At 73.6% G+C, this 23,265-nt stretch carries 32 protein-coding genes; 5 read left to right on the plus strand and 27 right to left on the minus strand.

Annotated elements, in window-relative coordinates; all coding sequences use genetic code 11:
- Positions 1–49: 49 nt before the first annotated feature.
- From glmS to ACI79V_RS14140, 7 genes are all read right to left on the minus strand, one after another.
- Positions 50–1,924 carry a glutamine--fructose-6-phosphate transaminase (isomerizing) gene (gene glmS / locus ACI79V_RS14110; protein WP_456890249.1) on the minus strand — a complete coding sequence of 625 codons (1,875 nt, stop codon included), beginning with the start codon at positions 1,922–1,924 and terminating at the stop codon, positions 50–52.
- 122 nt (positions 1,925–2,046) lie between these two features.
- A complete protein-coding gene (gene glmM / locus ACI79V_RS14115; protein WP_456890250.1) occupies positions 2,047–3,390 on the minus strand; it encodes a phosphoglucosamine mutase in 1,344 nt (447 codons plus the stop codon).
- Positions 3,391–3,401: 11 nt separating this feature from the next.
- Positions 3,402–3,833 carry a 30S ribosomal protein S9 gene (rpsI, locus tag ACI79V_RS14120; RefSeq protein WP_456874273.1) on the minus strand — a complete coding sequence of 144 codons (432 nt, stop codon included), beginning with the start codon at positions 3,831–3,833 and terminating at the stop codon, positions 3,402–3,404.
- Positions 3,830–4,273: a 50S ribosomal protein L13 gene (gene rplM, locus ACI79V_RS14125; RefSeq protein ID WP_456874274.1), complete on the minus strand. Its 444-nt coding sequence runs from the start codon at positions 4,271–4,273 to the stop codon at positions 3,830–3,832. The genes rpsI and rplM overlap by 4 nt, the downstream gene beginning before the upstream one ends.
- Before the next feature lie 259 nt (positions 4,274–4,532).
- Complete coding sequence (locus tag ACI79V_RS14130; RefSeq protein ID WP_456890252.1) at positions 4,533–5,735, minus strand: DUF7373 family lipoprotein; 1,203 nt, start codon at positions 5,733–5,735, stop codon at positions 4,533–4,535.
- A 62-nt stretch (positions 5,736–5,797) separates the two neighbouring features.
- Positions 5,798–6,283: a beta-class carbonic anhydrase gene (locus ACI79V_RS14135; protein WP_456890254.1), complete on the minus strand. Its 486-nt coding sequence runs from the start codon at positions 6,281–6,283 to the stop codon at positions 5,798–5,800.
- A gap of 72 nt (positions 6,284–6,355) precedes the next feature.
- On the minus strand, positions 6,356–7,327 hold the full coding sequence (locus ACI79V_RS14140) for a PfkB family carbohydrate kinase (RefSeq protein WP_456890256.1): 972 nt from the start codon (positions 7,325–7,327) through the stop codon (positions 6,356–6,358).
- Positions 7,328–7,395: 68 nt separating this feature from the next.
- Here ACI79V_RS14140 and moeA point away from each other — a divergent pair, with 68 nt between their 5' ends.
- Genes moeA through ACI79V_RS14155 form a run of 3 tightly spaced genes read left to right on the plus strand, consistent with a single transcriptional unit; the run spans position 7,396 to position 9,547 of the window.
- A complete protein-coding gene (moeA, locus tag ACI79V_RS14145; RefSeq protein ID WP_456890258.1) occupies positions 7,396–8,589 on the plus strand; it encodes a molybdopterin molybdotransferase MoeA in 1,194 nt (397 codons plus the stop codon).
- Positions 8,586–9,053 (plus strand): cyclic pyranopterin monophosphate synthase MoaC, encoded by a 468-nt coding sequence (moaC, locus tag ACI79V_RS14150; protein WP_456874279.1) that lies wholly within the window; start codon positions 8,586–8,588, stop codon positions 9,051–9,053. Before moeA ends, moaC begins: the two co-directional genes overlap by 4 nt.
- The gene (locus tag ACI79V_RS14155) at positions 9,050–9,547 is read left to right on the plus strand and encodes a MogA/MoaB family molybdenum cofactor biosynthesis protein (RefSeq protein WP_456890260.1); all 498 of its coding nucleotides are present in this window, start codon (positions 9,050–9,052) and stop codon (positions 9,545–9,547) included. Before moaC ends, ACI79V_RS14155 begins: the two co-directional genes overlap by 4 nt.
- Before the next feature lie 74 nt (positions 9,548–9,621).
- On the opposite strand, the gene fdhD is transcribed toward ACI79V_RS14155, so the two are convergent.
- Positions 9,622–10,452 carry a formate dehydrogenase accessory sulfurtransferase FdhD gene (fdhD, locus tag ACI79V_RS14160; RefSeq protein ID WP_456890262.1) on the minus strand — a complete coding sequence of 277 codons (831 nt, stop codon included), beginning with the start codon at positions 10,450–10,452 and terminating at the stop codon, positions 9,622–9,624.
- A 40-nt stretch (positions 10,453–10,492) separates the two neighbouring features.
- On the opposite strand from fdhD, the gene mobA reads away from it, so the two are divergent.
- Positions 10,493–11,095 carry a molybdenum cofactor guanylyltransferase gene (gene mobA / locus ACI79V_RS14165; protein WP_456890264.1) on the plus strand — a complete coding sequence of 201 codons (603 nt, stop codon included), beginning with the start codon at positions 10,493–10,495 and terminating at the stop codon, positions 11,093–11,095.
- Between the two features lie 25 nt (positions 11,096–11,120).
- The gene (locus ACI79V_RS14170) at positions 11,121–11,783 is read left to right on the plus strand and encodes an NAD(P)-binding oxidoreductase (RefSeq protein ID WP_456874283.1); all 663 of its coding nucleotides are present in this window, start codon (positions 11,121–11,123) and stop codon (positions 11,781–11,783) included.
- 1 nt (position 11,784) lies between these two features.
- On the opposite strand, the gene truA is transcribed toward ACI79V_RS14170, so the two are convergent.
- From truA to ACI79V_RS14265, 19 genes are all read right to left on the minus strand, one after another.
- Positions 11,785–12,633 carry a tRNA pseudouridine(38-40) synthase TruA gene (truA, locus tag ACI79V_RS14175; RefSeq protein ID WP_456890282.1) on the minus strand — a complete coding sequence of 283 codons (849 nt, stop codon included), beginning with the start codon at positions 12,631–12,633 and terminating at the stop codon, positions 11,785–11,787.
- The gene (locus ACI79V_RS14180) at positions 12,630–13,013 is read right to left on the minus strand and encodes a hypothetical protein (protein WP_456874284.1); all 384 of its coding nucleotides are present in this window, start codon (positions 13,011–13,013) and stop codon (positions 12,630–12,632) included. The genes truA and ACI79V_RS14180 overlap by 4 nt, the downstream gene beginning before the upstream one ends.
- Entirely contained in the window at positions 13,010–13,711 is a 702-nt protein-coding gene (gene rplQ / locus ACI79V_RS14185; RefSeq protein WP_456890266.1) for a 50S ribosomal protein L17, read from the minus strand. Before rplQ ends, ACI79V_RS14180 begins: the two co-directional genes overlap by 4 nt.
- A gap of 132 nt (positions 13,712–13,843) precedes the next feature.
- Entirely contained in the window at positions 13,844–14,920 is a 1,077-nt protein-coding gene (locus tag ACI79V_RS14190; protein WP_456874286.1) for a DNA-directed RNA polymerase subunit alpha, read from the minus strand.
- Positions 14,921–15,039: 119 nt separating this feature from the next.
- Positions 15,040–15,666 (minus strand): 30S ribosomal protein S4, encoded by a 627-nt coding sequence (rpsD, locus tag ACI79V_RS14195; protein WP_456874287.1) that lies wholly within the window; start codon positions 15,664–15,666, stop codon positions 15,040–15,042.
- Between the two features lie 35 nt (positions 15,667–15,701).
- Complete coding sequence (rpsK, locus tag ACI79V_RS14200; protein WP_014377968.1) at positions 15,702–16,109, minus strand: 30S ribosomal protein S11; 408 nt, start codon at positions 16,107–16,109, stop codon at positions 15,702–15,704.
- A 96-nt stretch (positions 16,110–16,205) separates the two neighbouring features.
- On the minus strand, positions 16,206–16,586 hold the full coding sequence (rpsM, locus tag ACI79V_RS14205) for a 30S ribosomal protein S13 (protein ID WP_456874288.1): 381 nt from the start codon (positions 16,584–16,586) through the stop codon (positions 16,206–16,208).
- 15 nt (positions 16,587–16,601) lie between these two features.
- Positions 16,602–16,715, minus strand: a complete 114-nt coding sequence (gene rpmJ, locus ACI79V_RS14210) for a 50S ribosomal protein L36 (RefSeq protein WP_012950458.1) — start codon at positions 16,713–16,715, stop codon at positions 16,602–16,604.
- A gap of 73 nt (positions 16,716–16,788) precedes the next feature.
- The gene (gene infA, locus ACI79V_RS14215) at positions 16,789–17,010 is read right to left on the minus strand and encodes a translation initiation factor IF-1 (RefSeq protein ID WP_012950459.1); all 222 of its coding nucleotides are present in this window, start codon (positions 17,008–17,010) and stop codon (positions 16,789–16,791) included.
- Between the two features lie 306 nt (positions 17,011–17,316).
- The gene (gene map, locus ACI79V_RS14220; protein ID WP_456890267.1) at positions 17,317–18,120 is read right to left on the minus strand and encodes a type I methionyl aminopeptidase; all 804 of its coding nucleotides are present in this window, start codon (positions 18,118–18,120) and stop codon (positions 17,317–17,319) included.
- Positions 18,121–18,190: 70 nt separating this feature from the next.
- Complete coding sequence (locus tag ACI79V_RS14225) at positions 18,191–18,790, minus strand: adenylate kinase (RefSeq protein ID WP_456890268.1); 600 nt, start codon at positions 18,788–18,790, stop codon at positions 18,191–18,193.
- On the minus strand, positions 18,790–20,100 hold the full coding sequence (gene secY, locus ACI79V_RS14230; RefSeq protein WP_456874291.1) for a preprotein translocase subunit SecY: 1,311 nt from the start codon (positions 20,098–20,100) through the stop codon (positions 18,790–18,792). The genes ACI79V_RS14225 and secY overlap by 1 nt, the downstream gene beginning before the upstream one ends.
- A 185-nt stretch (positions 20,101–20,285) precedes the next feature.
- A complete protein-coding gene (gene rplO, locus ACI79V_RS14235; RefSeq protein WP_456874292.1) occupies positions 20,286–20,729 on the minus strand; it encodes a 50S ribosomal protein L15 in 444 nt (147 codons plus the stop codon).
- 13 nt (positions 20,730–20,742) lie between these two features.
- Positions 20,743–20,922, minus strand: a complete 180-nt coding sequence (gene rpmD, locus ACI79V_RS14240; protein ID WP_456874293.1) for a 50S ribosomal protein L30 — start codon at positions 20,920–20,922, stop codon at positions 20,743–20,745.
- Position 20,923: 1 nt separating this feature from the next.
- On the minus strand, positions 20,924–21,538 hold the full coding sequence (gene rpsE / locus ACI79V_RS14245) for a 30S ribosomal protein S5 (protein ID WP_026857030.1): 615 nt from the start codon (positions 21,536–21,538) through the stop codon (positions 20,924–20,926).
- Between the two features lie 40 nt (positions 21,539–21,578).
- Positions 21,579–21,986 (minus strand): 50S ribosomal protein L18, encoded by a 408-nt coding sequence (gene rplR, locus ACI79V_RS14250; RefSeq protein WP_456874294.1) that lies wholly within the window; start codon positions 21,984–21,986, stop codon positions 21,579–21,581.
- On the minus strand, positions 21,986–22,525 hold the full coding sequence (rplF, locus tag ACI79V_RS14255; protein ID WP_456890270.1) for a 50S ribosomal protein L6: 540 nt from the start codon (positions 22,523–22,525) through the stop codon (positions 21,986–21,988). Before rplF ends, rplR begins: the two co-directional genes overlap by 1 nt.
- Positions 22,526–22,539: 14 nt before the next feature.
- Positions 22,540–22,944, minus strand: a complete 405-nt coding sequence (rpsH, locus tag ACI79V_RS14260) for a 30S ribosomal protein S8 (RefSeq protein ID WP_456890272.1) — start codon at positions 22,942–22,944, stop codon at positions 22,540–22,542.
- A 120-nt stretch (positions 22,945–23,064) separates the two neighbouring features.
- On the minus strand, positions 23,065–23,250 hold the full coding sequence (locus ACI79V_RS14265; protein ID WP_012950469.1) for a type Z 30S ribosomal protein S14: 186 nt from the start codon (positions 23,248–23,250) through the stop codon (positions 23,065–23,067).
- Positions 23,251–23,265 lie beyond the last annotated feature (15 nt).

Raw genomic sequence — 23,265 nt, forward strand, 5'->3', positions numbered from 1 at the left:
CGGTGAGGGAGGACGCCGCACGATCAGGTCACCTGATCGTGCGCGGGCCTCACTCGACGGTGACGCTCTTGGCCAGGTTGCGCGGCTGGTCGACGTCGAAGCCGCGGGTGTCGGCGATCTCGCAGGCGAGGATCTGCAGCGGCACGGTGGTGACCACGGGGGCCAGCAGGGTCGGCGTCCGCGGCACCCGGATGAGGTGGTCGGCGTAGGGGACGACGTCGTCGTCGCCCTCCTCGGCGATGACGATCGTGCGCGCGCCGCGGGCCCGGACCTCCTGGATGTTGGAGACGACCTTGCCGTGCAGCAGGCTGCGCCCGCGCGGCGACGGCGCGATGACCACCACCGGGGTGCCCTCGTCGACCACCGCGATCGGGCCGTGCTTGAGCTCGCCGGCGGCGAACCCCTCGGCGTGGATGTAGGCGAGCTCCTTGAGCTTGAGCGCCCCCTCCAGCGCCACGGGGAAGCCCACGTGCCGGCCGAGGAACAGGATCGTGCCGGCGTCGGCCAGCGACCGGCCGAGCTCGCGCACCGGCTCCATCTGGGTGAGCACCTGCGCGACGGCCTCGGGCAGCTTCTGCAGCTCGTGCACGATCGCGGCGACCTCGTCGGCGTACTTGATGCCGCGCACCTGGGCCAGGAACAGCCCGACGAGGTAGCAGGCGACGATCTGGGCCAGGAAGCTCTTGGTCGAGGCGACGGCGATCTCCGGGCCGGCGTGCGTGTAGAGCACGGCGTCGGACTCGCGCGGGATCGTCGAGCCGTTGACGTTGCAGATGGCCAGGACGCGGGCCTTCTGGTCCTTGGCGTGCCGCAGCGCCATGAGGGTGTCCATCGTCTCGCCGGACTGGCTGATGACGACGACCAGCGTCGAGCGGTCCAGGACCGGGTCGCGGTACCGGAACTCGCTGGCGACCTCGACCTCGACCGGGATGCGGGTCCAGTGCTCGATGGCGTACTTGGCGATCAGCCCGGCGTGGTAGCTGGTGCCGCAGGAGACGACGAAGACCTTGTCGATGTCGCGCAGGTCCTGGTCGGACAGCCGGACCTCGTCGAGCACGAGCTCGCCGTCGTCGCCGAGCCGGCCGAGGAGGGTGTCGGCGACGGCCTGCGGCTGCTCGGCGATCTCCTTGAGCATGAACCAGTCGTGGCCGCCCTTCTCCGCGGCGGCCGCGTCCCAGTCGACGGTGTAGGCCACCGGCTCGGCGGGGGCGCCGTCGAAGTCGGTGACGCTCACCCCACGGGTGCGGTCGATCTCCACGACCTGGTCCTGCCCGAGCTCGCGCGCCTCGCGGGTGTGCGCGATGAAGGCCGCGACGTCGGAGCCGAGGAAGTACTCGCCGTCGCCGACGCCGACCACCAGCGGGCTGTTGCGGCGGGAGGCGACCAGCGTGTCGGGCTCGTCGGCGTGCGCGGCGACCAGCGTGAAGGCGCCCTCCAGCCGGCGGGAGACGGCGCGCAGCGCCTCGGCCAGCCGGCCGGGGCCGGCGGGCAGGTCGCGGTAGACGGCGGCCAGCAGGTGGGCGACGACCTCGGTGTCGGTCTCGGAGCGGAACTCCACCCCGGTGGCCTCGCACTCGGCGCGCAGCGCCGCGAAGTTCTCGATGATCCCGTTGTGGATCACGGCCACCCGCCCGTCGGCGGACAGGTGCGGGTGGGCGTTGCGGTCGGTGGGCCCACCGTGGGTGGCCCACCGGGTGTGCCCGATGCCGATCGTCGACTCCGGCAGCGGCCCGTCGGCCAGCACCTTCTCGAGGTTGGCGAGCTTGCCCGCCTTCTTGGCCGCGGCCAGCTCACCGGAGTCGGGGCCGCCCACCCGGACGGCCACGCCCGCGGAGTCGTATCCGCGGTACTCCAGCCGCCGCAGGCCCTCGAGGACGACGTCGAGGGCGTTCTTCGGGCCGACGTATCCGACGATGCCGCACATGTGGACCGAGGGTACCGGCGGTGGTGGACCGATCCGTCCCTCCGAGGTGTGAGACCGGTCGGCCGCCCCAGCCGTCCCACGGGCACCGACACCTGACACGCGGCCCGGCCAGGGACCCCGGCTCAGCCGACGGCGACGACGACCCCCGCCAGGCGCTGGGCGATCCCGTCGGCCTGCTCCTGGGTGGGCGCCTCGACCATCACGCGCACCAGCTGCTCGGTGCCCGACGGGCGCAGCAGCACCCGGCCGTCGTCGCCGAGCTCCTCCTCGGCGGCGTTGACCGCGGCGGCCACGGTGTCGCTCTCGACGACGGCGATGCGGTCGCGGACCGGCACGTTGACCAGGGTCTGTGGCAGCCGCTGCACCACCGAGGCGAGCTCGGCCAGCGAGGCCCCGGTGGCCGACATGCGCGAGAGCAGCGCCAGCCCCGTGAGCAGGCCGTCGCCGGTGGTGGCGTGGTCGAGGAAGACCAGGTGGCCGCTCTGCTCACCGCCGAGGGAGAGCCCGCGGGCGCGCAGGGCCTCCAGCACGTAGCGGTCGCCGACGGCGGTGGTGTGCACCGCGATGCCGGCGTCGCGCATCGTGTGGTGGAAGCCGAGGTTGCTCATCACGGTGGCGACGACGGTGTCCGCCGCCAGCGCCCCGCGCTCCTTGAGGCCGAGCGCGCAGACGGCGAGGATCGCGTCGCCGTCGACGACCTCGCCCGCGGCGGTGACGGCCAGGCAGCGGTCGGCGTCGCCGTCGTGGGCGATGCCGAGGTCGGCGCCGGTCGCCCGGACCGCCTCGGTGAGCGGACCGAGGTGGGTGGACCCGACGCCGTCGTTGGTGTTCCAGCCGTCGGGCTCGCCGCCGATGACGGTGACGTCGGCGCCGGCCCGGCGGTAGACGTCGGGGGCGCAGGTGGCGGCCGAACCGTGCGCGCAGTCGACGACCAGGCGCAGCCCGGAGACCGGGGACGGCAGCGTCGAGAGCAGGTGCGCGGCGTAGTCGGCGGCGCCGCCGGGCAGGTCGCGGACCCGGCCGATGTCGGCCCCCGAGGGCCGGTGCCCGGCCGTGTCGCCGGCCAGGACGGTCGACTCGATGGCCGCCTCGACCGCGTCGGGCAGCTTGTGACCGCCGCGGCTGAACAGCTTGATGCCGTTGTCGGGCATCGGGTTGTGGCTCGCCGAGATCATGACGCCGAGGTCGGCGCCGGTCTCGGCGGTGAGGAAGGCGACGGCCGGCGTCGGGAGCACGCCCACGCGCAGCACCTCGGCGCCGGCGCTGGCCAGGCCCGCGACCACGGCGGCCTCGAGCATCTCCCCGCTGGCACGGGGGTCGCGGCCGACGACCGCGACGGGACGCGAGGTCCCGTCGCGGTCAGCGAGCACACCGGCGGCCGCACGGGCCACCGAGAGGGCCAACTCCGGCGTGAGGTCGGCGTTGGCCCGACCCCGGACGCCGTCGGTCCCGAAGAGGCGACCCACGGCGGTGCCGGTCAGCGCTTCGAGTACTGAGGCGCCTTGCGGGCCTTCTTGAGGCCGTACTTCTTGCGCTCCTTGACCCGCGCGTCGCGGGTGAGGAAGCCGGCCTTCTTCAGCGCGGGACGGTCCTCGGCCTCGACCTCGATGAGGGCGCGGGCGATGGCCAGGCGCAGCGCGCCGGCCTGGCCGGTGACGCCGCCACCCTTGAGGATGCCGACGACGTCGTACTGCTCGGCCTTCTCGAGGGTCACGAACGGCTCACGGATGAGCTGCTGGTGGACCTTGTTCGGGAAGTACTGCTCGAGGGTGCGGCCGTTGAGGCGGAACTGGCCGGTGCCCGGCACGAGCCGCACGCGGACGATCGCCTCCTTGCGCCGGCCGACGGTCTGCACCGGACGCCCCTCGGCGTCGGTCACGGTCGGAGCCGCGGTCATGGGCGTGGTCACTGGGCCACCTGCTTGATCTCGAAGGTCTGGGGCTGCTGGGCGGCGTGCGGGTGCTCGGGACCCGCGTACACCTTCAGCTTCTTGATCATCTGCCGGCCGAGGCTGTTGTGCGGCAGCATGCCCTTGACGGCGCGCTCGACGACCCGGTCGGGGTGCGTGCGGATCTGGTCGCCGACGTTGATCGCCCGCAAGCCGCCGGGGTAGCCCGAGTGCCGGTAGGCGGTCTTCTGGTCCCGCTTGGAGCCGGTCAGGGCGACCTTGCCGGCGTTCACGACGACGACGAAGTCGCCGACGTCCACGTGCGGGGCGAACTGGGGCTTGTGCTTGCCGCGCAGCAGGGTCGCGATCTGGCTGGCGAGTCGACCGAGCACCACGTCGGTGGCGTCGATGACGTGCCAGGCGCGGTCGACCTCGCCGGGCTTGGGTGAGTACGTGCGCACGGCGCTCGTGTCCTCCGTCGTCGTCGGGGCGGCTGGTGGGATCGCCTCACCGAGCACGGGAGACGGAGCGGCGCGCGCGCACCAGCCGGCGGCCGCGCACCAGCCGACCACGATACCAGCGGCCCGCAGGGCCGCTGCGACGTGCCGGAACGGCCCCGGGTGACGTGCGGGAACGGCCCCCTGGTGACGTGCTGGAACGGCCCCGTCCAGAGGCTCGCCCCGAGCGTGCGAGGGGTGAGGAGGACGGGGTCCTCCGACTTCAACCGTCGATCAGGTCCCGCTGGGCCGGCAGCAGCCGGTCCATCGCCGCGACGTCGTCGGCCGCCGCCAGGCCCAGGACGTCGACGCTGGCCAGGTGGCTGCCGTAGCCGACGTAGCAGCGCTGGTAGAAGCCGTCCGCCGACTCGAACCAGAAGCACGGCGCCTCGGGGATGGAGGGCAGGGTGAAGGGCGTGCCGCCGAACTCGGCCTGCTCCAGCTCGGCGAAGGCCGTGTACACGGTGTTGGTCTGCTCCGACGACGGGAAGGCGTACAGCGCCACGGCGTAGCTGAGGTCGGCCTCGTCGGCCTGCTTGGAGTAGAAGCCGCGGAAGCCGTTGGCGGTGAGCAGGTCGCGCTCGCGGACCGGGTCGATGGCCAGCCGCAGGTAGCCCTCGAAGTCGTAGGGACCGGAGAAGTCGGTGGGGTCCCCCGGCGGGTCCAGGGTGAGCTGCTGCAGCCCGTCGGGGTCGACCGGCAGCGAGGGCACCTGGTCCTGCGGGGTGGGCGCGAAGCCCTGCAGCAGCCCCACCTGGTCGGTGAGGAGCCGGCCCACCTCGTCGGGTCCGCGGCCGGCGCCGGTGACGTGGAAGGCGTAGGCCAGCATCCGGCCGACCGGCACAAACGCCTGGACGAGGTCCTCCCCGCCGTCCTCCTGCAGCACCACCTCGCCGTCGAGGCCGGGCACCTCGACGGGCGCGTAGCCCGCGGCGACCTGGTCCTCCGCGAGCTCGGCCGCCGCCCGCCGCGCCGACTCGGGGTCGGACAGCTCGGCCACCATCGTCAGCGTGCTGCGTCCGTCGGCGGGGTCGGTGTTGCACTGGCCCCAGGCGGTGACGAAGCCCCAGCGGTCGAGGACCGCCCCGGCCGTCCCGGTGCCGAAGTAGGCCTCGTCCAGCGCGGCCGCGTCGCTCCAGGGGCCCGACGGGAAGCAGGTGTCGGTCCGCTCCGGGAAGGTGACCTGCACCAGGGAGGTCACCGACGCGATCCGGTGCGACTCCACCAGCGTGCCGACGCCGGGCCGGGGCGCGGGGGTGACGTCGGCCGGCGGCTGCGCCGGCGTCGTCTCCGCGGGCGGCTCGCTCGTCGAGGGCGGTGCGCTCGCCAGCGGCGTCGCCGTCCCGCTCACCGTGCTCGTGCACCCCGCCAGCAGCACCCCGGCCACCAGGGCGACCGCCGTCCCGCGTCCCCGTGTCCCCGTCACGGGCGCGGAGGATAGGGGCGGCGACGGCCCTGGTGGTGCGTCCTGCGCCTGCCGGGCGGATCTCAGTCGATGCGGCGGAGCCGTCCGGTCGACACGTCGTAGACGGTGCCGCAGATCTCCTTCGACAGCAGGAACGGGCTCTCCCGCAGCAGCCGGATCGACTCGCGGACGTCCTCGTCGACGTCGGTGAACGCCCGCGCCGGCCACGGCGGGCGGGCACCGGTGGCCCGCTCGACGAGGTTGGCGAAGGAGGCGTCGTCGGTCTTCTGCAGGCCGCAGTCGGTGTGGTGGACCAGCACGATCTCGCGGGTCCCGAGCAGGTGCTGGGAGATGGTCAGCGAGCGGATCGTGTCGTCGGTGACCACGCCGCCGGCGTTGCGGATGACGTGCGCGTCACCGACGGCCAGACCCAGAAGCGGGAACAGCGGCATCCGGGAGTCCATGCAGGCGACGACGGCGACCTTGCGCGCCGGCGCCACGGGCAACTCGCCGCCGAAGTCCCGGGCCCACTGCTCGTTGGCGACCAGCATGCGCTCGTACTCGGCCACGTGGCGCTCCTCTCGTGTCAGGCATGGGAAGCTCTCCGCACGTCTGGGGCGCGCGGACGTGGGGAGAGCTTCCTATGCCTCGGCCACGCGTTCGCGGGCGACCTGTGCGGCGAGTGCGTCCGCGGTGAGTGCCGGCCGGCCACCGAGCCGCTGCACCGTCAGCGTCCCCGCCGCCGAGGCCGCCCGCGCCGCCCCGGTCGGGGAGGCGCCGTCGAGCAGCGCGGCGGTCAGCGCCGCGACGAAGGCGTCCCCGCCGCCGGTCGGGTCGACGGGCTCGGTGTCCGACAGCGGCACCCGGACCACGCCGTCGGGCGGCCAGTCCGCACCCCGGCCCACCGGCGGACGACCGCCCCGCCAGGCCACCACCTCACCGTCGTCACCGGCTGACAGCGCGACCAGGCGGGGCCCGGCCGCCACGAGCTCGCGGGCCGCGGCGCGGACGTCGTCGACCCCGCCGAGGGCCCGGCCGACCAGCAGCCCCGCCTCCTGCGCGTCGGCGCGCAGGACGGTGGCGCGGTCCAGCAGCGCGGCGCGGGTGGCGTCGTCGGCCGGCGCGCCGTCGGCGACGACGAGCGCGTCGGGGCGGGCCAGCCGCAGCGCCGCGCGCACCGCCTCCCCCGGCTGCTGCAGCTGCAGGGACAGCGCCCGGCAGCCGGTCACCGCGCCGGCGGCCGCGGCGACGTCGTCGGCGGTCAGCAGCACGCCGTCGGGCACGTCCTCGAGCAGCCGGCGGCGGCCGCCGTCCTCCACGACGTCGACGAGCAGCGCGGTCGCCACCCGGGCGCGCCGGGTCACGCAGCCGACGTCGATGCCGTCCGCCCGCGCCGCGGCGGTCACGTCGGCGCCCGCGGTGTCGTCGCCCACCACACCCACCAGCGCCACGGTCACGCCGAGCTGGGCCAGCGCCACGGCCTGGTTCGCGCCCTTCCCGCCGAGGACCTCCCGCCGCTCGGCGACGTCCGCCGAACCGCCGGCCTCCGGCAGTCCACCGACCCGCAGGACGAGGTCCCGCCCGACCTGTCCCAGGACCACGACGCCGGTCACGCCCCCACGCTCCCCGCGACGCCCGGGGCCCGCCAGCCGGGCGGGGGCCCATCGGCCAGGATGGCCGGGTGCGCACGGTCGAGGAACACCAGGCGGCGGTGGCCGCCCTGCTCGCCCCCCTCGGGGAGGAGGAGGTGCCGCTGGCCGCGGCGCACGGCCGCGTGCTCGCCCGTGACGTGACCGCCGGCGTGCCGCTGCCTGGCTTCGACAACTCGGCGATGGACGGCTACGCCGCGCGCTCGGCGGAGCTCGCCGGCCTGCCCGTCCGGCTGCCGGTCGCCGACGACGTCCCCGCCGGCCGCACCGACGTCGTACCGCTCCGCGCCGGGACGGTGCAGCGGATCATGACCGGCGCGCTGCTGCCGCCGGGTGCCGACGTGGTCGTGCCGGTGGAGCTGACCGACGCGGCCACCGACGTCGTCCAGATCCGCGACGCACCCGCCGCCGGCACCCACCTGCGCCGGGCCGGGGAGGACATCACCGCGGGCACCGTCGCGCTGGAGGCCGGGAGCCCGCTGGGAGCCGCCCAGCTCGGGCTGGCCGCCGCCGTGGGCGCGCGGACGCTGTGGGTGCGCCGCCGGCCGCGGGTGCTGGTGCTCTCCACCGGCAGCGAGCTGGTCGAGCCGGGTGAGCCGCTGCTGCCCGGGCAGGTGTACGAATCCAACTCGCTGCTGCTGTGCGCGGCAGTCGAGGACGCCGGCGGCACCGCGCGGCGGCTGCACTTCGTGCCCGACGACGTCGGCCAGTTCCTCGGTACCGTGCGCGCCGAGCTCGCCGACGCCGACCTGCTGGTCACCAGCGGCGGCGTGAGCGCCGGGGCCTACGAGGTGGTCAAGGACGCGTTCGGCACGCTGGGCACCGTCGAGTTCGTCAAGGTGGCCATGCAGCCGGGCGGCCCGCAGGGCGCGGGCACCGTCGACGGCGTGCCCGTGGTGACCCTCCCCGGCAACCCGGTGAGCTCGTTCGTGTCCTTCGAGGTCTTCGTGCGGCCGGCGCTGCGCCGGGCGCTCGGCCACGCCGCGCCGGGCCGGCTGCGGGCGCCCGCGGAGCTCACCGCGCCGCTGCGCTCCCCCGCCGGGCGCCGCCAGTTCCTCCGCGGCCGTTACGACGCCGGCCGCGTCTCCCAGGTCGGCGGGCCCGGCTCGCACCTGGTCGCCCACCTCGCCCGCGCCAACTGCCTGGTCGTCGTGCCCGAGGACGTCACCGAGCTGCCCGCGGGCGCCGCGGTCGACGTCGTCCTGATCGAAGGAGCGCTCCAGTGACCGAGCTGACCCACGTCGACGAGACCGGCGCCGCGCGCATGGTCGACGTCTCCGCCAAGCCGGTCACCGCCCGCGAGGCGACCGCGGCCGGGCGGGTGCTGGTCAGTCCCGAGGTGGTCGCGCTGCTGCGGGGCGAGGGCGTGCCCAAGGGAGACGCCGTCGCGGTCGCCCGGATCGCCGGCATCGCCGGGGCCAAGCGGACGCCGGACCTCGTGCCGCTGTGCCACCCGATCGCGCTGCACGGTGTGACCGTGGACGTCACGGTGGCCGACGACGCCGTCGAGATCACGGCCACCGCGCGCACCGCCGACCGGACCGGCGTGGAGATGGAGGCGCTGACCTCGGTCGCCGTCGCCGGGCTGACCGTCATCGACATGGTCAAGGCCGTGGACCCGCGGGCGTCGATCACCGACGTCCGGCTGCTGGCGAAGTCCGGCGGCAAGAGCGGGGAGTGGCGGCGGTGACCCTCCCCGAGGGCGCGCGGGCGGTCGTGGTCACCGCGTCCAACCGCGCGTCGGCCGGCGTCTACGAGGACCGCAGCGGACAGGCGCTGGCCGAGGGGCTGCGGGAGCTCGGGTTCGCCGTGGACGGGCCGCACGTGCGCCCCGACGACGTCGACGCGCTGGCCGCCGTCCTCCGCGAGGCGGTCGCGTCCGGGGCCGACGTCGTCCTCACCACCGGCGGCACCGGCCTGTCGCCCACCGACGTCACGCCCGAGGCGACCCGCGCGGTGGTCGAGCGGGAGGCCCCGGGGCTGGCCGAGGCGGTGCGCCGCTACGGCGAGGGGAACGTGCCCACGTCCGTGCTCTCGCGCGGGATCGCCGGCACCGCGGCGCGGACGCTGATCGTGAACCTGCCCGGGTCCACCGGCGGGGTGCGGGACGGGCTGGCCGTCCTCGGCCCGCTGCTCCCCCACGTGGTCAGCCAGCTCCGCGGCGGCGACCACCCGCGGCCCTGACCCGGCGCGGCGAGGGTGTGCGCCGGCGCCGCGTTCCCGGCAGCAGCACCCGGCGTGGGCGCACACGCTCGTGGTCAGTCGGGCAGGACGAGGCGGTCCTGGCGGGTGTAGACGTTGCAGCCGTCGCCGCGGAGGAAGCCGACCAGCGTGATGCCGACGTCGGCGGCCAGCTCCACCGCGAGCGACGACGGCGCCGACACCGCGGCCAGCACCGGGATCCCGGCCATCGCCGCCTTCTGCGTCAGCTCGAAGCTCGCCCGCCCGCTGACCATCAGCACGTGCCCGGCCAGCGGCAGCCGGCCCTCGCGCACCGCGTCGCCGACGACCTTGTCCACGGCGTTGTGCCGGCCGACGTCCTCGCGCAGCGCCACGAGCTCCCCGTCGGCGGTGAACAGCCCGGCGGCGTGCAGCCCGCCGGTCTTGCTGAACACCTCCTGCGCGGCCCGCAACCGGTCGGGCATCGCCAGGAGCGTGGCCAGCTCCAGCCGGGTGGCGTCGGCGGCGACGTCGTGGCGGGTGCGGGTGCGGATGGCGTCGATGCTCGCCTTGCCGCACACCCCGCACGAGCTCGACGTGAGGAAGGTGCGGTCCAGCGCGGTGGCGGGCGGCTCGACGCCGGCCACCAGGTCGACGTCGACGACGTTGTAGGTGTTGCGGCCCTCGTCGTCGACGGAGTTGCAGTACCGCAGGCCGGCGACGTCCTCGACGCCGGCGATGACCCCCTCCGTGGCGAGGAAACCGTGCACGAGGTCGAAGTCGGCGCCCGGCGTGCGCATCGTGACCGCCAGCGGCGTGCCGTCGAGCCGGATCTCCAGCGGCTCCTCCGCGGCCACCGTGTCGGGTCGGGTGGTGCGCACGGGGCCCCGGATGCGCAGCACGGGCGTGCGGCTGGTGACTCGTCCCACGACCGGGACGGTACCCACGCGCGGCCCCTACGGTCGGTCCGTGACCGCACCGGCCCCGCTCCCGCCCTACGCGGCGGTCGTGCTCGCCGGCGGCCGCGCGGCCCGGCTGGGCGGGCGGGCCAAGCCGCAGCTGGAGGTCGGCGGGCGCACGATGCTGGCCGCCGTCCTCGACGCCGTCGCCGACGCCCAGCCGCGGGTCGTGGTCGGCCCGCCGCAGCCGGTGCCCGGTGACGTCATGGTGGTGCGCGAGCGGCCGCCCGGCGGTGGCCCGGTCGCCGCGATGCGCGCCGGTCTGGCCGCCGTCGACACCGACGTCGTCGCCGTCCTCGCCGGCGACCTCCCCTTCGTGACGCACGCGCTCGTGCGCGATCTCCGCGAGCGGCTGACCGGCGACGGCGTCCTCGTCGTCGACGACGCCGGCCGCGACCAGTACCTGCTCGGCGTCTGGCGGACGGCCGCGCTGCGGCGGGCGCTCGCCGGCACCTCCGGCCCGCTGCCGGTCCGCCGGGTGGTCGCCTCGCTGACGGTCACCCGCCACCGGCCGGACCGGCGGCCCGGCACGCCACCTCCCTGGACCGACTGCGACACCCCTGCCGACCTCGCCCGCGCCCGCGCGGCCGCCGGGGAACTCGGCTGGGGATGACCGGGCGCTCCGGATAGGGTGCGCCATGCGCGTCGCCATCGCCGGTGCCCACGGCCAGGTCGCCCGCCGCCTCGGTCGCCTCCTGGCCGGCCGCGGGGACACCGTGGTCGGGATCGTCCGCAACCCCGACCACGCCGCCGACCTCGAGGCCGACGGCGTGACGCCGGTCGTGCTGGACCTGGAGTCCGCGTCGGTCGACGAGGTGGCCGACGCCGTCCGGGGAGCCGACGCCGTGGTGTTCGCCGCGGGTGCCGGACCGGGCAGCGGCGCGGCGCGCAAGCACACCGTCGACCACGCCGCCGCGGTGCTGCTGGCCGACGCCGCCGAGCGGGCCGGCGTGCGCCCCTACCTGCTGGTGTCCTCGATGGGAGTGGAGCAGGCCCGCCAGGGGACGCCGAAGGGCATGGACCCGGTGTTCGCCGCCTACCTGCAGGCCAAGCTGCGGGCCGAGGACGTGATCCTCCCGCGGCCGGCCCTCGACACGGTCGTCCTGCGGCCGGGCCGGCTCACCGACGACCCGGGCACCGGCCGGGTCACCCTGACCCACGGCGTCGAGTTCGGCGACGTCCCCCGCGACGACGTCGCGGCGGTCCTGCTGGCGCTGCTCGACGCCGGCAAGACCGACGAGGTCGTCGAGCTGGTCAGCGGGCCGACGCCGATCGAGGAGGCCGTCGCGGCGCTGCCGTGACTCAGCTGCGCAGGGCCCGGGTGAGCTGCGCGCGGGCCGCGAGGTCGGCGTCGGCCGGGTAGTCGACCCGCACCAGCGTCAGCCCTCCCGGCGGGGCGACCACGACCTCGTCCGCCCGCTTGCGGCGGGTCAGCAGGCCGGCCGGCCAGTCCGGGTCGCGGCGACCCTCACCGACGGCGAGCAGCGCACCGACGAGGCTGCGGACCATCGAGTGGCAGAACGCGTCGGCGGACGCCTCCACGGTCACCAGGTCGCCGTCGCGGGCCACTCCCAGCGCCAGCAGGGTGCGGATGGTGGTGGCGCCCTCGCGGCGGCGGCAGAAGGCGGCGAAGTCGTGCCGGCCGAGCAGCCGTGCGGCGGCGGCGGCCATGGCACCGGCGTCCAGGCGCCGTGGCCAGCCGACGGTGTCGGCCCGGCGCAGCGGCGACGGCCCGCCCTCGGCGTCGGTGAGCCGGTAGACGTAGTGCCGCGCCAGCGCGCCGAAGCGGGCGTCGAAGCCCGGCGGCGCCTCGGTGACGGCCGGGACGGCGACGTCGGGCGGCAGCACCCCGCGCAGTCGGCGGACCAGGCGCCCCGCCTGCTCGGTCCAGGCGGCGTGCGGCACGTCGGCGTGGGCCACCTGCCCGGTCGCGTGGACGCCGGTGTCGGTGCGACCGGCGACGGTCAGCTGCACGGGGCCCCGCAGGACCGTCGCCAGCCCGGTCTCGAGCTCGGCCTGCACGGTGCGCCGACCGGGCTGGCGGGCCCAGCCGGAGAAACCGGTGCCGTCGTAGGCGACGTCCAGGCGGAGACGGACGAGCCCGCCACCGGGAACGGTGGCGGGCTCGTCTGCGAGGTGGTCGCTCCTCAGCGGGGGTCGGGCGCGGACTCGCCGCCCGGCGCGAGGGTGCCGGAGGTGGCGGCGTCACCGAGCTCGGCGGCCTCCACCTCCGCGGCGGCCGCCCGGGCCACGTCGGGCGACAGCGTCGGGTCGTCGACGACGGCGGCGTTCTCCCGCTGCGGCTCCGGCCGGACGTTGCTCTCGTCCTGGCGGTCGCCGTCGGGGTTGTAGACGTCGGTGACGACCTGCTGGGCCTCGGGGTCGACGTCGCCGGAGGTCACGGCCGGCGAGGTGTCGCCACCGGGACCGGTGGTCTCACCGGCGAACGTGGCGCCCTGGTCGCCGCCGCTGGCGGGGACGCCGACGGCGCCGGCGTTGCCGCCCTCGCCCGGACGCTCCTCCGTGGTCACCGGGTGCCGCCCGGGGCGTCGGCGTCGCCCGGGGTCTCGGTGTCGCCCGGGGACTCGGCGTCGGCGGCCACGGTGTCGGCGTCGGCCGGCTCCGCGTCGGCCTCGGCGGCCTCGACGGCCTCGACCTCGTCGGCGACCGCGGCGTCGGCGGCAGCGGCGTCGTCGGCAGCGGTGTCGTCGATGCTCACGGCAGCCGTGTCGTCGGCCGCGGTGTCGTCGGCGTCGGCGGTCTCGATCGCGTCGGCGGTGACCTCGCCGGAGGCGGCGGCCGCGCCGGCGCCGGAGGCGAACCGGGTCCCGCGCGCACGCTCGGCCTCACCGACGGCCTCCTGGGCCACGGTCAGGCCCTCGACGAGCTCGATGACCGCCATGGGCGCGTTGTCGCCCTTCCGCGGGCCGACCTTGGTGATCCGCGTGTAGCCGCCCGGCCGGTTCTCGAAGCGCGGGCCGATCTCGGCGAACAGGTGGTGGACGACGTCCTTGTCCCGGATGACCGTCATGACCTGGCGGCGCGCGTGCAGGTCGCCGCGCTTGGCGAAGGTCACCAGCTTCTCGGCGAACGGGCGCAGCCGCTTGGCCTTGGCCTCGGTGGTGGTGATCCGCCCGTGCTCGAACAGCGAGGTGGCCAGGTTGGCCAGCATCAGCCGCTCGTGCGAGGGGGACCCGCCGAGACGGGGGCCCTTGGTGGGGGTGGGCATGTCGGTCCTTCCTCAGGCGGCCGGGCGGGCGTTGCCGGCTGCTTCCGGGTGGTGCTGTCGTCTGTGCTCAGTGTGGCGGGCCGGGAGCCCACGGCCGGGCGGTGGGGTACCCACCGCCCGGCCGGTGCAGCGTCAGAGCTGCTCGGTCTCCTGGTAGGAGCCGTCGTCGTACTGGACCTGCCCGTACTCGGTGCCGTACTCGCCGGTGCCGTGGTAGGCGTCGGTCTCGTAGCCCTCGTCGTAGCTCTCCACCGAGGTGGGGATGAACCCGGGCGGGCTGTCCTTGAGCGCGAGGCCCATGGCCGCCAGCTTCATCTTGACCTCGTCGATCGACTTGGCCCCGAAGTTCCGGATGTCGAGCAGGTCGGCCTCGGAGCGGGTGACCAGCTCGCCGACGGTGTGCACGCCCTCGCGCTTGAGGCAGTTGTAGGACCGGACGGTGAGGTCCATGTCCTCGATCGGCATCGAGAAGTTGGCGATGTCGGCGGCCTCGGCCGGGCTGGGGCCGACCTCGATGCCCTCGGCGTCGACGTTCAGCTCGCGCAGCAGGCCGAACAGCTCGACCAGCGTGGAGCCGGCGGAGGCGATGGCGTCGCGCGGGGCGATCGACGGCTTGGTCTCGACGTCGACGACCAGGCGGTCGAAGTCGGTGCGCTGCTCGACGCGGGTGGCCTCGACGGCGTAGGTGACCTTGAGGACCGGCGAGTAGATCGAGTCGACCGGGATGCGGCCGATCTCCTGGCCGGGCTGCTTGTTCTGCGGGGCCGGCACGTAGCCGCGGCCGCGCTCGACGACCAGCTCGATCTCCAGCCGGCCCTTGCCGTTGAGCGTGGCGATGTGCAGGTCGGGGTTGTGCACCTCGACACCGGCCGGGGGCGCGATGTCGGCGGCGGTGACCTCGCCGGGGCCCTGCTTGCGCAGGTACATGGTCACCGGCTCGTCGGAGTCGGAGCTGACCACGAGGCCCTTGAGGTTGAGGATGATCTCGGTGACGTCCTCCTTGACCCCGGGCACGGTGGTGAACTCGTGCAGGGTGCCCTCGATCCGGATGCTGGTCACGGCAGCACCGGGGATCGACGACAGGAGGGTGCGGCGCAGCGAGTTGCCGAGGGTGTAGCCGAAACCGGGCTCCAGCGGCTCGATGACGAACCGTGAGCGCTGCTCGGTGAGGGTCTCCTCGGTCAGCGTCGGACGCTGGGCGATGAGCATGGGTGTTCTCCTCTGTGACCTCCGGCGCCCGCCATATGACGCCGTGAGGGAGTGGTGCTGGCCCCGGCGGACATCCGTCCGCCCGCCGGGGCCGGTACTGCAGGTGGTGCTGCGAGCCCTTACTTGGAGTAGAGCTCGACGATCAGCTGCTCCTGGACCGGGGTGTCGATCACCTGGCGGGCCGGGATGCTGTGGACGACGGCGCGCAGCTGGCCGCTGATGACCTCCAGCCACGGCGGCACGGGACGCTCGCCGGCGCGGGCCTGGGCGATCTCGAACGGCACCATCCGCCGCGACTTCTCGGCGACCTCGATGATGTCGTTGGCGCTCACCCGGTACGACGGGATGTCGACCTTGCGGCCGTTGACCCGGATGTGGCCGTGCTTGACCAGCTGGCGGGCCATGTCGCGGCTCTCGCCCCAGCCGGCCCGGTACACGACGTTGTCCAGGCGGGACTCGAGGATCTGCAGCAGGACCTCACCGGTCTTGCCCGTCTTGCGGTTGGCCTCCTCGTAGTAGCCGCGGAACTGCTTCTCGAGGACGCCGTAGATGCGGCGGGCCTTCTGCTTCTCGCGCAGCTGCAGGAGGTACTCGCTGTCCTTGCTGCGGCCCCGGCCGTGCTCGCCCGGCGGGTAGGGCCGGATCTCGATCGGGCACTTCGGGGACTCGCACTTGCTGCCCTTGAGGAACAGCTTCATCTTCTCGCGCCGGCACATCCGGCAGTCGGCTCCGGCGTAACGGGCCACGTCAGGTACTCCTCGTTCGTCTCGTCAGTGGCCGGTCAGACCCGGCGGCGCTTCTTGGGGCGGCAGCCGTTGTGCGGCTGCGGGGTCACGTCCTGGATCTGTCCGACCTCGAGGCCGGTCGCCTGCAGCGAGCGGATCGCCGTCTCGCGACCGGAGCCGGGGCCCTTCACGAAGACGTCGACCTTGCGCATGCCGTGCTCCTGGGCCTTGCGCGCGGCGTTCTCGGCGGCCATCTGGGCGGCGAACGGCGTCGACTTGCGCGAGCCCTTGAAGCCGACGTGGCCGGCCGAGGCCCAGCTGATCACGTTCCCGTTGGGGTCGGTGATGGACACGATCGTGTTGTTGAACGTGCTCTTGATGTGCGCGGCGCCGTGGGCGACGTTCTTCTTCTCCTTGCGGCGGACCTTCTTGGCCCCAGCCGCGGCGCGAGCCCTGGGAGGCATCTCTCTCCGGTTTCCTTCTGATCAGTGGCCAGGTAGAGCGCGTCGCGCACCGCCGCTCCCGCCCTCACGGGTCGCTGCGACGGCGCGCGGACACACTTACTTCTTGCCGGCCTTCTTCTTGCCGGCGATGGTCTTGCGCGGGCCCTTGCTCGAGCGCGCGTTGGTGCGGGTGCGCTGACCGTGCACGGGCAGCCCACGACGGTGGCGCAGGCCCTGGTAGCAGCCGATCTCCACCTTGCGGCGGATGTCGGCGGCCACCTCGCGGCGCAGGTCACCCTCGACGCGGAAGTGCTCGTCGATGTAGTCGCGCAGCTTCAGCAGGTCCTCGTCGCCGAGGTCCCGGACGCGCAGGTCGGGGCTGACGCCCGTCGCGGCCAGGGTCTCCTTGGCGTGGGCCTTGCCGATGCCGTAGATGTAGGTGAGCGCGATCTCCATCCGCTTCTCGCGGGGCAGGTCGACGCCGGCCAGTCGTGCCATGTCTCAGGTACTCCCTCAGCCCTGCCGCTGCTTGTGGCGGGCGTTGTCGCAGATGACCATGACCCGGCCGTGCCGGCGGATCACCTTGCACTTGTCGCAGATCTTCTTCACCGACGGCTGGACCTTCACCGTTGCCGCCCCTCATTCCTGTCGATCGATGGCCGCCCGCGCGGCACCCTCGGGTGCCCCGCGCCGGCGGCGGTCACTTGTAGCGGTAGACGATGCGACCGCGGGTCAGGTCGTAGGGCGAGAGCTCCACGACGACGCGGTCCTCCGGCAGGATGCGGATGTAGTGCTGGCGCATCTTGCCGCTGATGTGGGCGAGCACCCGGTGCCCGTTCTGCAGCTCGACCCGGAACATCGCGTTGGGCAGCGGCTCGACGACGCGACCCTCGACCTCGATGGCCCCGTCCTTCTTCGCCATGCCCGACACGGCCTCCCTGACTCGGTGGTGCTGGTGGATGTGGTGCTGGAGTCGCGGACGACCACGCCGGGGCCCGGCGGTCGTACGCGGTGGTTGCAGACCAGGTGGTGCAGGCGCTCCCGCGAGGGCGTCCCGCGCCGTGCGGCCACAGCACGACGACAGGACGGCGCGAACGCCGTCGTTCACTGTACCCCGCTGCGACGGGCCTCTCCAACCCGGCCTCTGTCACAACGGAAGGCCCCGGGTGGCCCCGTCGCAGGGTCCCACCACGAGCTCGCGAGTGGTGGGGGGCGAGGGGGCCCTTGCTCAGGTGCGGGGGGTGATCCCGAAGGGGGCCAGCCCCGCGACGCCGCCGTCCTCCGCCGTCAGGACCCAGGGCCCCTCGGGGGTGATGGCGACGGTGTGCTCGAAGTGGGCGGCCCGGGAGCCGTCCTTGGTGACCACGGTCCAGCCGTCCTCGAGTTCGACGGTGGCGGGGTCGCCCACCGTCACCATCGGCTCGATCGCCAGCGCGAGACCGGGCACCAGCCGGGGGCCGCGGCCGGGCCGGCCGTAGTTGAGGACGTGCGGGTCCTGGTGCATCTCGGTGCCGATCCCGTGGCCGCCGTAGTGGTCGACGATGCCGTAGGGGTGTGGCTCCGCGGTGATGGCCTGCTCGACGGCGGCGCTGATGTCGGTGAGCCGGCCACCGGCGACCGCCCGGGCCAGGCCTGCCCACATGCTGCGCTCGGTGACGGCGATGAGGGCGGCGTCCTCGGCCGAGGGCGGGCCGACCGTGACGGTGACGGCCGAGTCGCCGTGCCAGCCGTCGAGGATGGCGCCGCAGTCGATCGAGATGTTGTCGCCCTCGGCGAGCACCCGCTGCGGGTCCGGGATGCCGTGCACGACCTCGTCGTTGATCGACGCGCAGATGCTGCCGGTGAAGCCGTGGTAGCCCAGGAACGACGGGACCGCCCCGGCCGACCGGATGGTGTCCTCGGCGATGGCGTCGAGCTCACCGGTCGTCACGCCGGGACGGACGGCGGCGCGCACGGCGCCGATCGCCTTCGCGACGACGAGGCCGGCGCCGCGCATCAGCTCGATCTCCTGCGGCGTCTTGATCTGGATCATGCGTCCACTCCACTTCGCCAACAGCGGGAGGCGGCTCAGGATCCCGGCCGACATGCGCGGCGCCGTCCCCTCAGCTGTCGTCTGACCGTCCGGGCTGCCCGAGGGCGGTCATCACGCGGTCGGTGACCTCCTCGATGGTGCCGATCGCGTCGATGCGCGACAGCAGCCCCTCGCCGTCGTAGAACCCCGAGAGCGGCGCGGTCTGTTCCCGGTAGACCTCCAGCCGGTGCCGGACGGTCTCGGGCTTGTCGTCGTCGCGCTGCACCCACTCGCCGTCAACGAGCATCCGCCGGCCGGAGAGCCGGCGGACGAGCTCCTCCTCCTCGACGACGAGCTCGAGGACGCGGTCGAGGTGGTGCCCCAGCTCGGCCAGCGAGCTGCGCAGCTGCTCGGCCTGGGCGATGGTGCGCGGGAACCCGTCGAGCAGGAAGCCGGCCTTGGCGTCGGGCTCGGCCAGCCGGTCCTTGACCATGGCGACGGTGATCTCGTCGGGGACCAGGTCGCCGGCGTCCATGTAGACCTTGGCCTTGCGGCCCAGCTCGGTCTGGCCGCTGACGTTGGCGCGGAAGATGTCGCCGGTCGAGATGGCCGGCACGCCGAGCCGTCCCGCGATGATCTGCGCCTGCGTCCCCTTGCCGGCTCCAGGGGGACCGAGCAGCACGACGCGCACTACTTCAGGAACCCTTCGTAGTTGCGCTGGTTGAGCTGGGTCTCGATCTGCTTCACCGTCTCCAAGCCCACTCCCACCATGATCAGCACCGCGGTCCCGCCGAACGGGAAGTTCTGGTTCGCTCCCTGCTGCGTGATCGACAGGAAGAAGTTGGGCAGCACCGCCACGATGCCGAGGTAGATCGACCCCGGCAGGGTGATCCGGGAGAGCACGTACTGCAGGTACTCGGCCGTGGGCCGGCCGGGGCGGATGCCGGGGATGAAGCCGCCGTAGCGCTTCATGTCGTCGGCCCGCTCCTCGGGGTTGAACGTGATCGACACGTAGAAGTACGTGAAGAAGACGATCAGGCCGAAGTACAGCGCCACGTGCACCGGGCTGCTCTGGTCGATGACGTAGTTCTCGAAGAACTGCCGCACCGGCCCGGTCTCGTCGCCCTGCAGCTGGGTGATCAGCTGCGGCAGGTAGAGCAGCGACGAGGCGAAGATGACCGGGATGACACCGGCCTGGTTGACCTTCAGCGGGAGGTAGGTCGACGTCCCGCCGTACATCCGGCGGCCGACCATGCGCTTGGCGTACTGGACCGGGATGCGCCGTTGCGCCTGCTCGACGTAGACGACCGCACCGATGATCAGCAGGGCGAAGGCGCAGACGACGGTGAAGACGACGCCGCCGCGGGTCTGCAGGATCGCGCCGCCCTCGGCCGGGATGCGGGCCGCGATCGAGGTGAAGATCAGCACGGACATGCCGTTGCCGATCCCCTTCTCGGTGAGCAGCTCGCCGAGCCACATGATGACGGCGGTGCCGGCGGTAAGCGTGATGACCAGGATGACCGTCGTCCAGATGCTCTGCGACGGGATGATCTCCTGCTGGCAACCGGGGAACAGCTGGCCGCTGCGGGCCAGCGCGATGATGCCGGTGCTCTGCAGGACCGCGAGGGCGATCGTGAGGTAGCGGGTGTACTGGGTCAGCTTCTGCTGCCCCGACTGCCCTTCCTTCTTCAGCTGCTCGAAGCGCGGGATCACCACGACCAGCAGCTGCACGATGATGCTGGCGGTGATGTAGGGCATGATCCCCAGCGCGAAGATCGACAGCCGCAGCAGCGCCCCGCCGGAGAACAGGTTCACCAGCGAGTAGACGTCGCGCTGGTCGGAGGCCTGCGCCTGCTCGAGGCAGCTGTTGATCGCCTCCACCGAGACCCCGGGACCCGGGATCGCGGCCCCCAGCCGGTACACGGCGATGATCGCCAGGGAGAACAGCAACTTGCGCCGGAGGTCTGGCGTCCGGAACGCCGCGGCGAACGCCTGCAGCACGTGCCCTCCCCTTATCGGTCGGACGAGGTTAGCAACGACGGAGGACCTTCCCTGCCCCCACCACTCGCGGACGCGCGGCGGGGGGCCCGGAGAGAGGCCGCAACCCGCCCGCCGGAGGGCGGACGGGCCGGGAACAGCAGACGACCCCCGGGGCTGGTGGTGCGGCCCCGGGGGTCGTCCGTCGCTCAGATGCGGGTGGTGCTGCCCCCGGCCGCGGCGATCTTCTCCGCCGCGGAGGCGGAGAAGGCGTGCGCGTGCACGGTGACCCGGACGCCGCCCAGGTCGCCGGTGCCGAGGACCTTCACCGGCTGGCCGCGGCGGACCGCGCCGGCGGTGGCGAGCGAGTCGGGGTCGACGTGCCCGCCCTCGGGGAACAGGGACGCGATCCGGTCGAGGTTGACGACCTGGAACACGACCTTGTTGCGGTTCTTGAAGCCGGACATCTTGGGCAGCCGCATGTGCAGCGGCGTCTGACCGCCCTCGAAGCGCGCGGAGGTGGTGCCGCGCGCGCCGGTGCCCTTGGTGCCGCGACCGGCCGTCTTGCCCTTGGAGCCCTCACCACGGCCGACTCGCGTCTTGGGGGTGTGGGCGCCCGGGGCCGGACGCAGGTGGTGGACCTTGAGAGTCATGATCAGTCCCTGCTCAGATCTCTTCGACGGTGACGAGGTGCGTCACCGTGGCGACCATCCCGCGGATCTCGGGACGGTCCTCCTGCACGACCGTGTCGTTGACCCGCTTGAGGCCCAGGGACCGCAGCGTCTGCCGCTGGTTGGGCTTCGTGCCGATCGCCGACCGGACCTGGGTGACCTTGAGCTGCGCCACGTCAGACCCCCTGACCCGCACGCGCCCGCAGCATGGCGGCCGGGGCGACGTCCTCGAGGGGCAGCCCGCGACGGGCGGCGATCTCCTCGGGCCGGACGAGGTCCTTCAGCGCCTGCATGGTGGCGTGCACGATGTTGATGGGGTTCGACGAGCCCAGGCTCTTGGAGAGCACGTCGTGGATCCCCGCGCACTCGAGCACGGCGCGCACCGGGCCACCGGCGATGACACCGGTACCGGGGCTGGCCGGCTTGAGGAGCACGACACCGGCCGCCGCCTCCCCCTGCACCGGGTGCGGGATGGTGCTGGCGATCCGCGGCACCTTGTAGAAGTGCTTCTTGGCCTCCTCGACGCCCTTGGCGATCGCCGCGGGCACCTCCTTGGCCTTGCCGTAGCCGACACCCACGGTGCCGTCGCCGTCGCCGACGATCACCAGCGCGGTGAAGCTGAAGCGCCGGCCGCCCTTGACGACCTTCGACACGCGGTTGATGGCCACCACGCGCTCGATGTAGTTGCTCTTCTCGGCAGGCGCGCCGCCGGGCCCCCGCCCGCCGTCACGACGGTCGCGGCGGTCGTTGCCGCCGCCGGCGCCGCCGCCGCGTCGCTGTGGTCCTGGCATCAGACGTCCCTCTCGATCTGCTCGTAGGCGGTGCTGCTCATCAGAAGTCCAGCCCGCCCTCTCGTGCGCCGTCGGCGAGCGCGGCGATACGGCCCTGGTAGCGGTTGCCACCGCGGTCGAAGACGACCCGGGTGATGCCCGCGGCCTGGGCGCGCTCGGCGACCAGGGTGCCGACCCGGCGGGCCAGGGCGGACTTGTCGCCCTCGGCGCCGCGCAGGCTGGCGTCCAGCGTCGAGGCGCTCACCAGGGTACGGCCGACGGTGTCGTCGACGACCTGCACGTGGATGTGCCGCGAGCTGCGGTTGACCACCAGGCGCGGACGCTCGGCCGTGCCGGCGACCCGCTTGCGGAGCCGGTTGTGGCGGCGCAGCCGCGAGACGCGGCGGCGCGTGCTGATGTCGGTGCCGACGGGCGAGTGCACCCGAGCGGCCTTCTCGGTCTGTGCCATCACTTACCCGTCTTCCCGACCTTGCGCTTGACGACCTCGCCCTGGTAGCGGACGCCCTTGCCCTTGTACGGGTCCGGCCGGCGCAGCTTGCGGATGTTGGCGGCCACCTGGCCGACCTGCTGCTTGTCGATGCCGGTGACACGCAGGCGCGTGGGCGACTCGACCGTGAAGGTGATGCCCTCCGGCGCCCGCACGGGCACCGGGTGGCTGAAGCCGAGGGCGAACTCGAGGTCGCTCCCCCGGGCCTGGACGCGGTACCCGACGCCGACGATCTCGAGGGTCTTGGTGTAGCCCTCGGTGACGCCGGTGATCATGTTGGCGATCAGCGTGCGGGAGAGGCCGTGCAGGGCCTTGCTCTCGCGCTGGTCGTCGGGACGGCTCACCGCCAGGGTGCCGTCCTCGCCCTTGGCGACGGTGATCGGCGCGGCGACGGTGTGCGACAGGCTGCCCTTGGGGCCCTTGACGTTGACCGTCTGGCCGTCGATGGCGACGTCCACACCACCGGGCACCGGAATCGGCAGTCGTCCGATCCGTGACATCTCGCTCGCTCCTCTTACCAGACGTAGGCGAGGACTTCCCCGCCCACGCCCTTCTTGGTCGCCTGCCGGTCGGTCAGCAGCCCGGTCGAGGTGGAGATGATCGCCACCCCGAGGCCGCCGAGCACCTTGGGCAGGGCGTTGGACTTCGCGTAGACCCGCAGGCCCGGCTTGGACACCCGGCGCACCCCGGCGATGCTGCGCTCGCGGTTGGGGCCGAACTTCAGGTCGATCACCAGCTCCTTGCGGGTGGCGCCGTCCTTCTCGACCTCCTCGACGCGCCAGCCGGCGATGTAGCCCTCCTGCTGGAGGATCTCGGCGATGTGCGTCTTGAGCTTCGACGACGGCATGCGCGCCGAGTCGTGGTAGGCCGTGTTCGCGTTGCGCAGCCGCGTGAGCATGTCCGCGATCGGGTCGGTCATCGTCATGGGTGTCGTGCCTCTCTCGCCGCGGTTCCTCACGCGTCCCTCGCGTGGGCCTCTCGGCGAACGGTGGAGCTGGGGCCGCCCCGCGCGGTCAGCGCGCGGTGCGGGTACTGCGGACTACCAGCTGGACTTGCTCACGCCCGGCAGCTCGCCGGCGTGCGCCATCTCCCGCAGGCAGATCCGGCACAGGCCGAACTTGCGGAAGACCGAGTGCGGACGACCGCACCGCTGGCAGCGGGTGTAACCGCGGACCGCGAACTTCGGCTTGCGGGCCGCCTTGTTGATCAGCGCCTTCTTGGCCATCTCGGTGTCTCCTCG

The organism is Geodermatophilus sp. SYSU D00700 (assembly GCF_054050255.1).

Bases quoted from the DNA above. Each gene is read 5' to 3' on its own strand.
- glmS (WP_456890249.1), bottom strand. From the start codon at position 1,924: ATGTGCGGCATCGTCGGATACGTCGGCCCGAAGAACGCCCTCGACGTC.
- ACI79V_RS14170 (WP_456874283.1), top strand. From the start codon at position 11,121: ATGCGCGTCGCCATCGCCGGTGCCCACGGCCAGGTCGCCCGCCGCCTC.
- rplQ (WP_456890266.1), bottom strand. From the start codon at position 13,711: ATGCCCACCCCCACCAAGGGCCCCCGTCTCGGCGGGTCCCCCTCGCAC.
- ACI79V_RS14190 (WP_456874286.1), bottom strand. From the start codon at position 14,920: ATGCTCATCGCCCAGCGTCCGACGCTGACCGAGGAGACCCTCACCGAG.
- rpsK (WP_014377968.1), bottom strand. From the start codon at position 16,109: ATGCCTCCCAGGGCTCGCGCCGCGGCTGGGGCCAAGAAGGTCCGCCGC.
- rpsM (WP_456874288.1), bottom strand. From the start codon at position 16,586: ATGGCACGACTGGCCGGCGTCGACCTGCCCCGCGAGAAGCGGATGGAG.
- infA (WP_012950459.1), bottom strand. From the start codon at position 17,010: ATGGCGAAGAAGGACGGGGCCATCGAGGTCGAGGGTCGCGTCGTCGAG.
- map (WP_456890267.1), bottom strand. From the start codon at position 18,120: ATGATCCAGATCAAGACGCCGCAGGAGATCGAGCTGATGCGCGGCGCC.
- rplO (WP_456874292.1), bottom strand. From the start codon at position 20,729: ATGACTCTCAAGGTCCACCACCTGCGTCCGGCCCCGGGCGCCCACACC.
- rpsE (WP_026857030.1), bottom strand. From the start codon at position 21,538: ATGCCAGGACCACAGCGACGCGGCGGCGGCGCCGGCGGCGGCAACGAC.
- rplR (WP_456874294.1), bottom strand. From the start codon at position 21,986: ATGGCACAGACCGAGAAGGCCGCTCGGGTGCACTCGCCCGTCGGCACC.
- rplF (WP_456890270.1), bottom strand. From the start codon at position 22,525: ATGTCACGGATCGGACGACTGCCGATTCCGGTGCCCGGTGGTGTGGAC.
- rpsH (WP_456890272.1), bottom strand. From the start codon at position 22,944: ATGACCGACCCGATCGCGGACATGCTCACGCGGCTGCGCAACGCGAAC.
- ACI79V_RS14265 (WP_012950469.1), bottom strand. From the start codon at position 23,250: ATGGCCAAGAAGGCGCTGATCAACAAGGCGGCCCGCAAGCCGAAGTTC.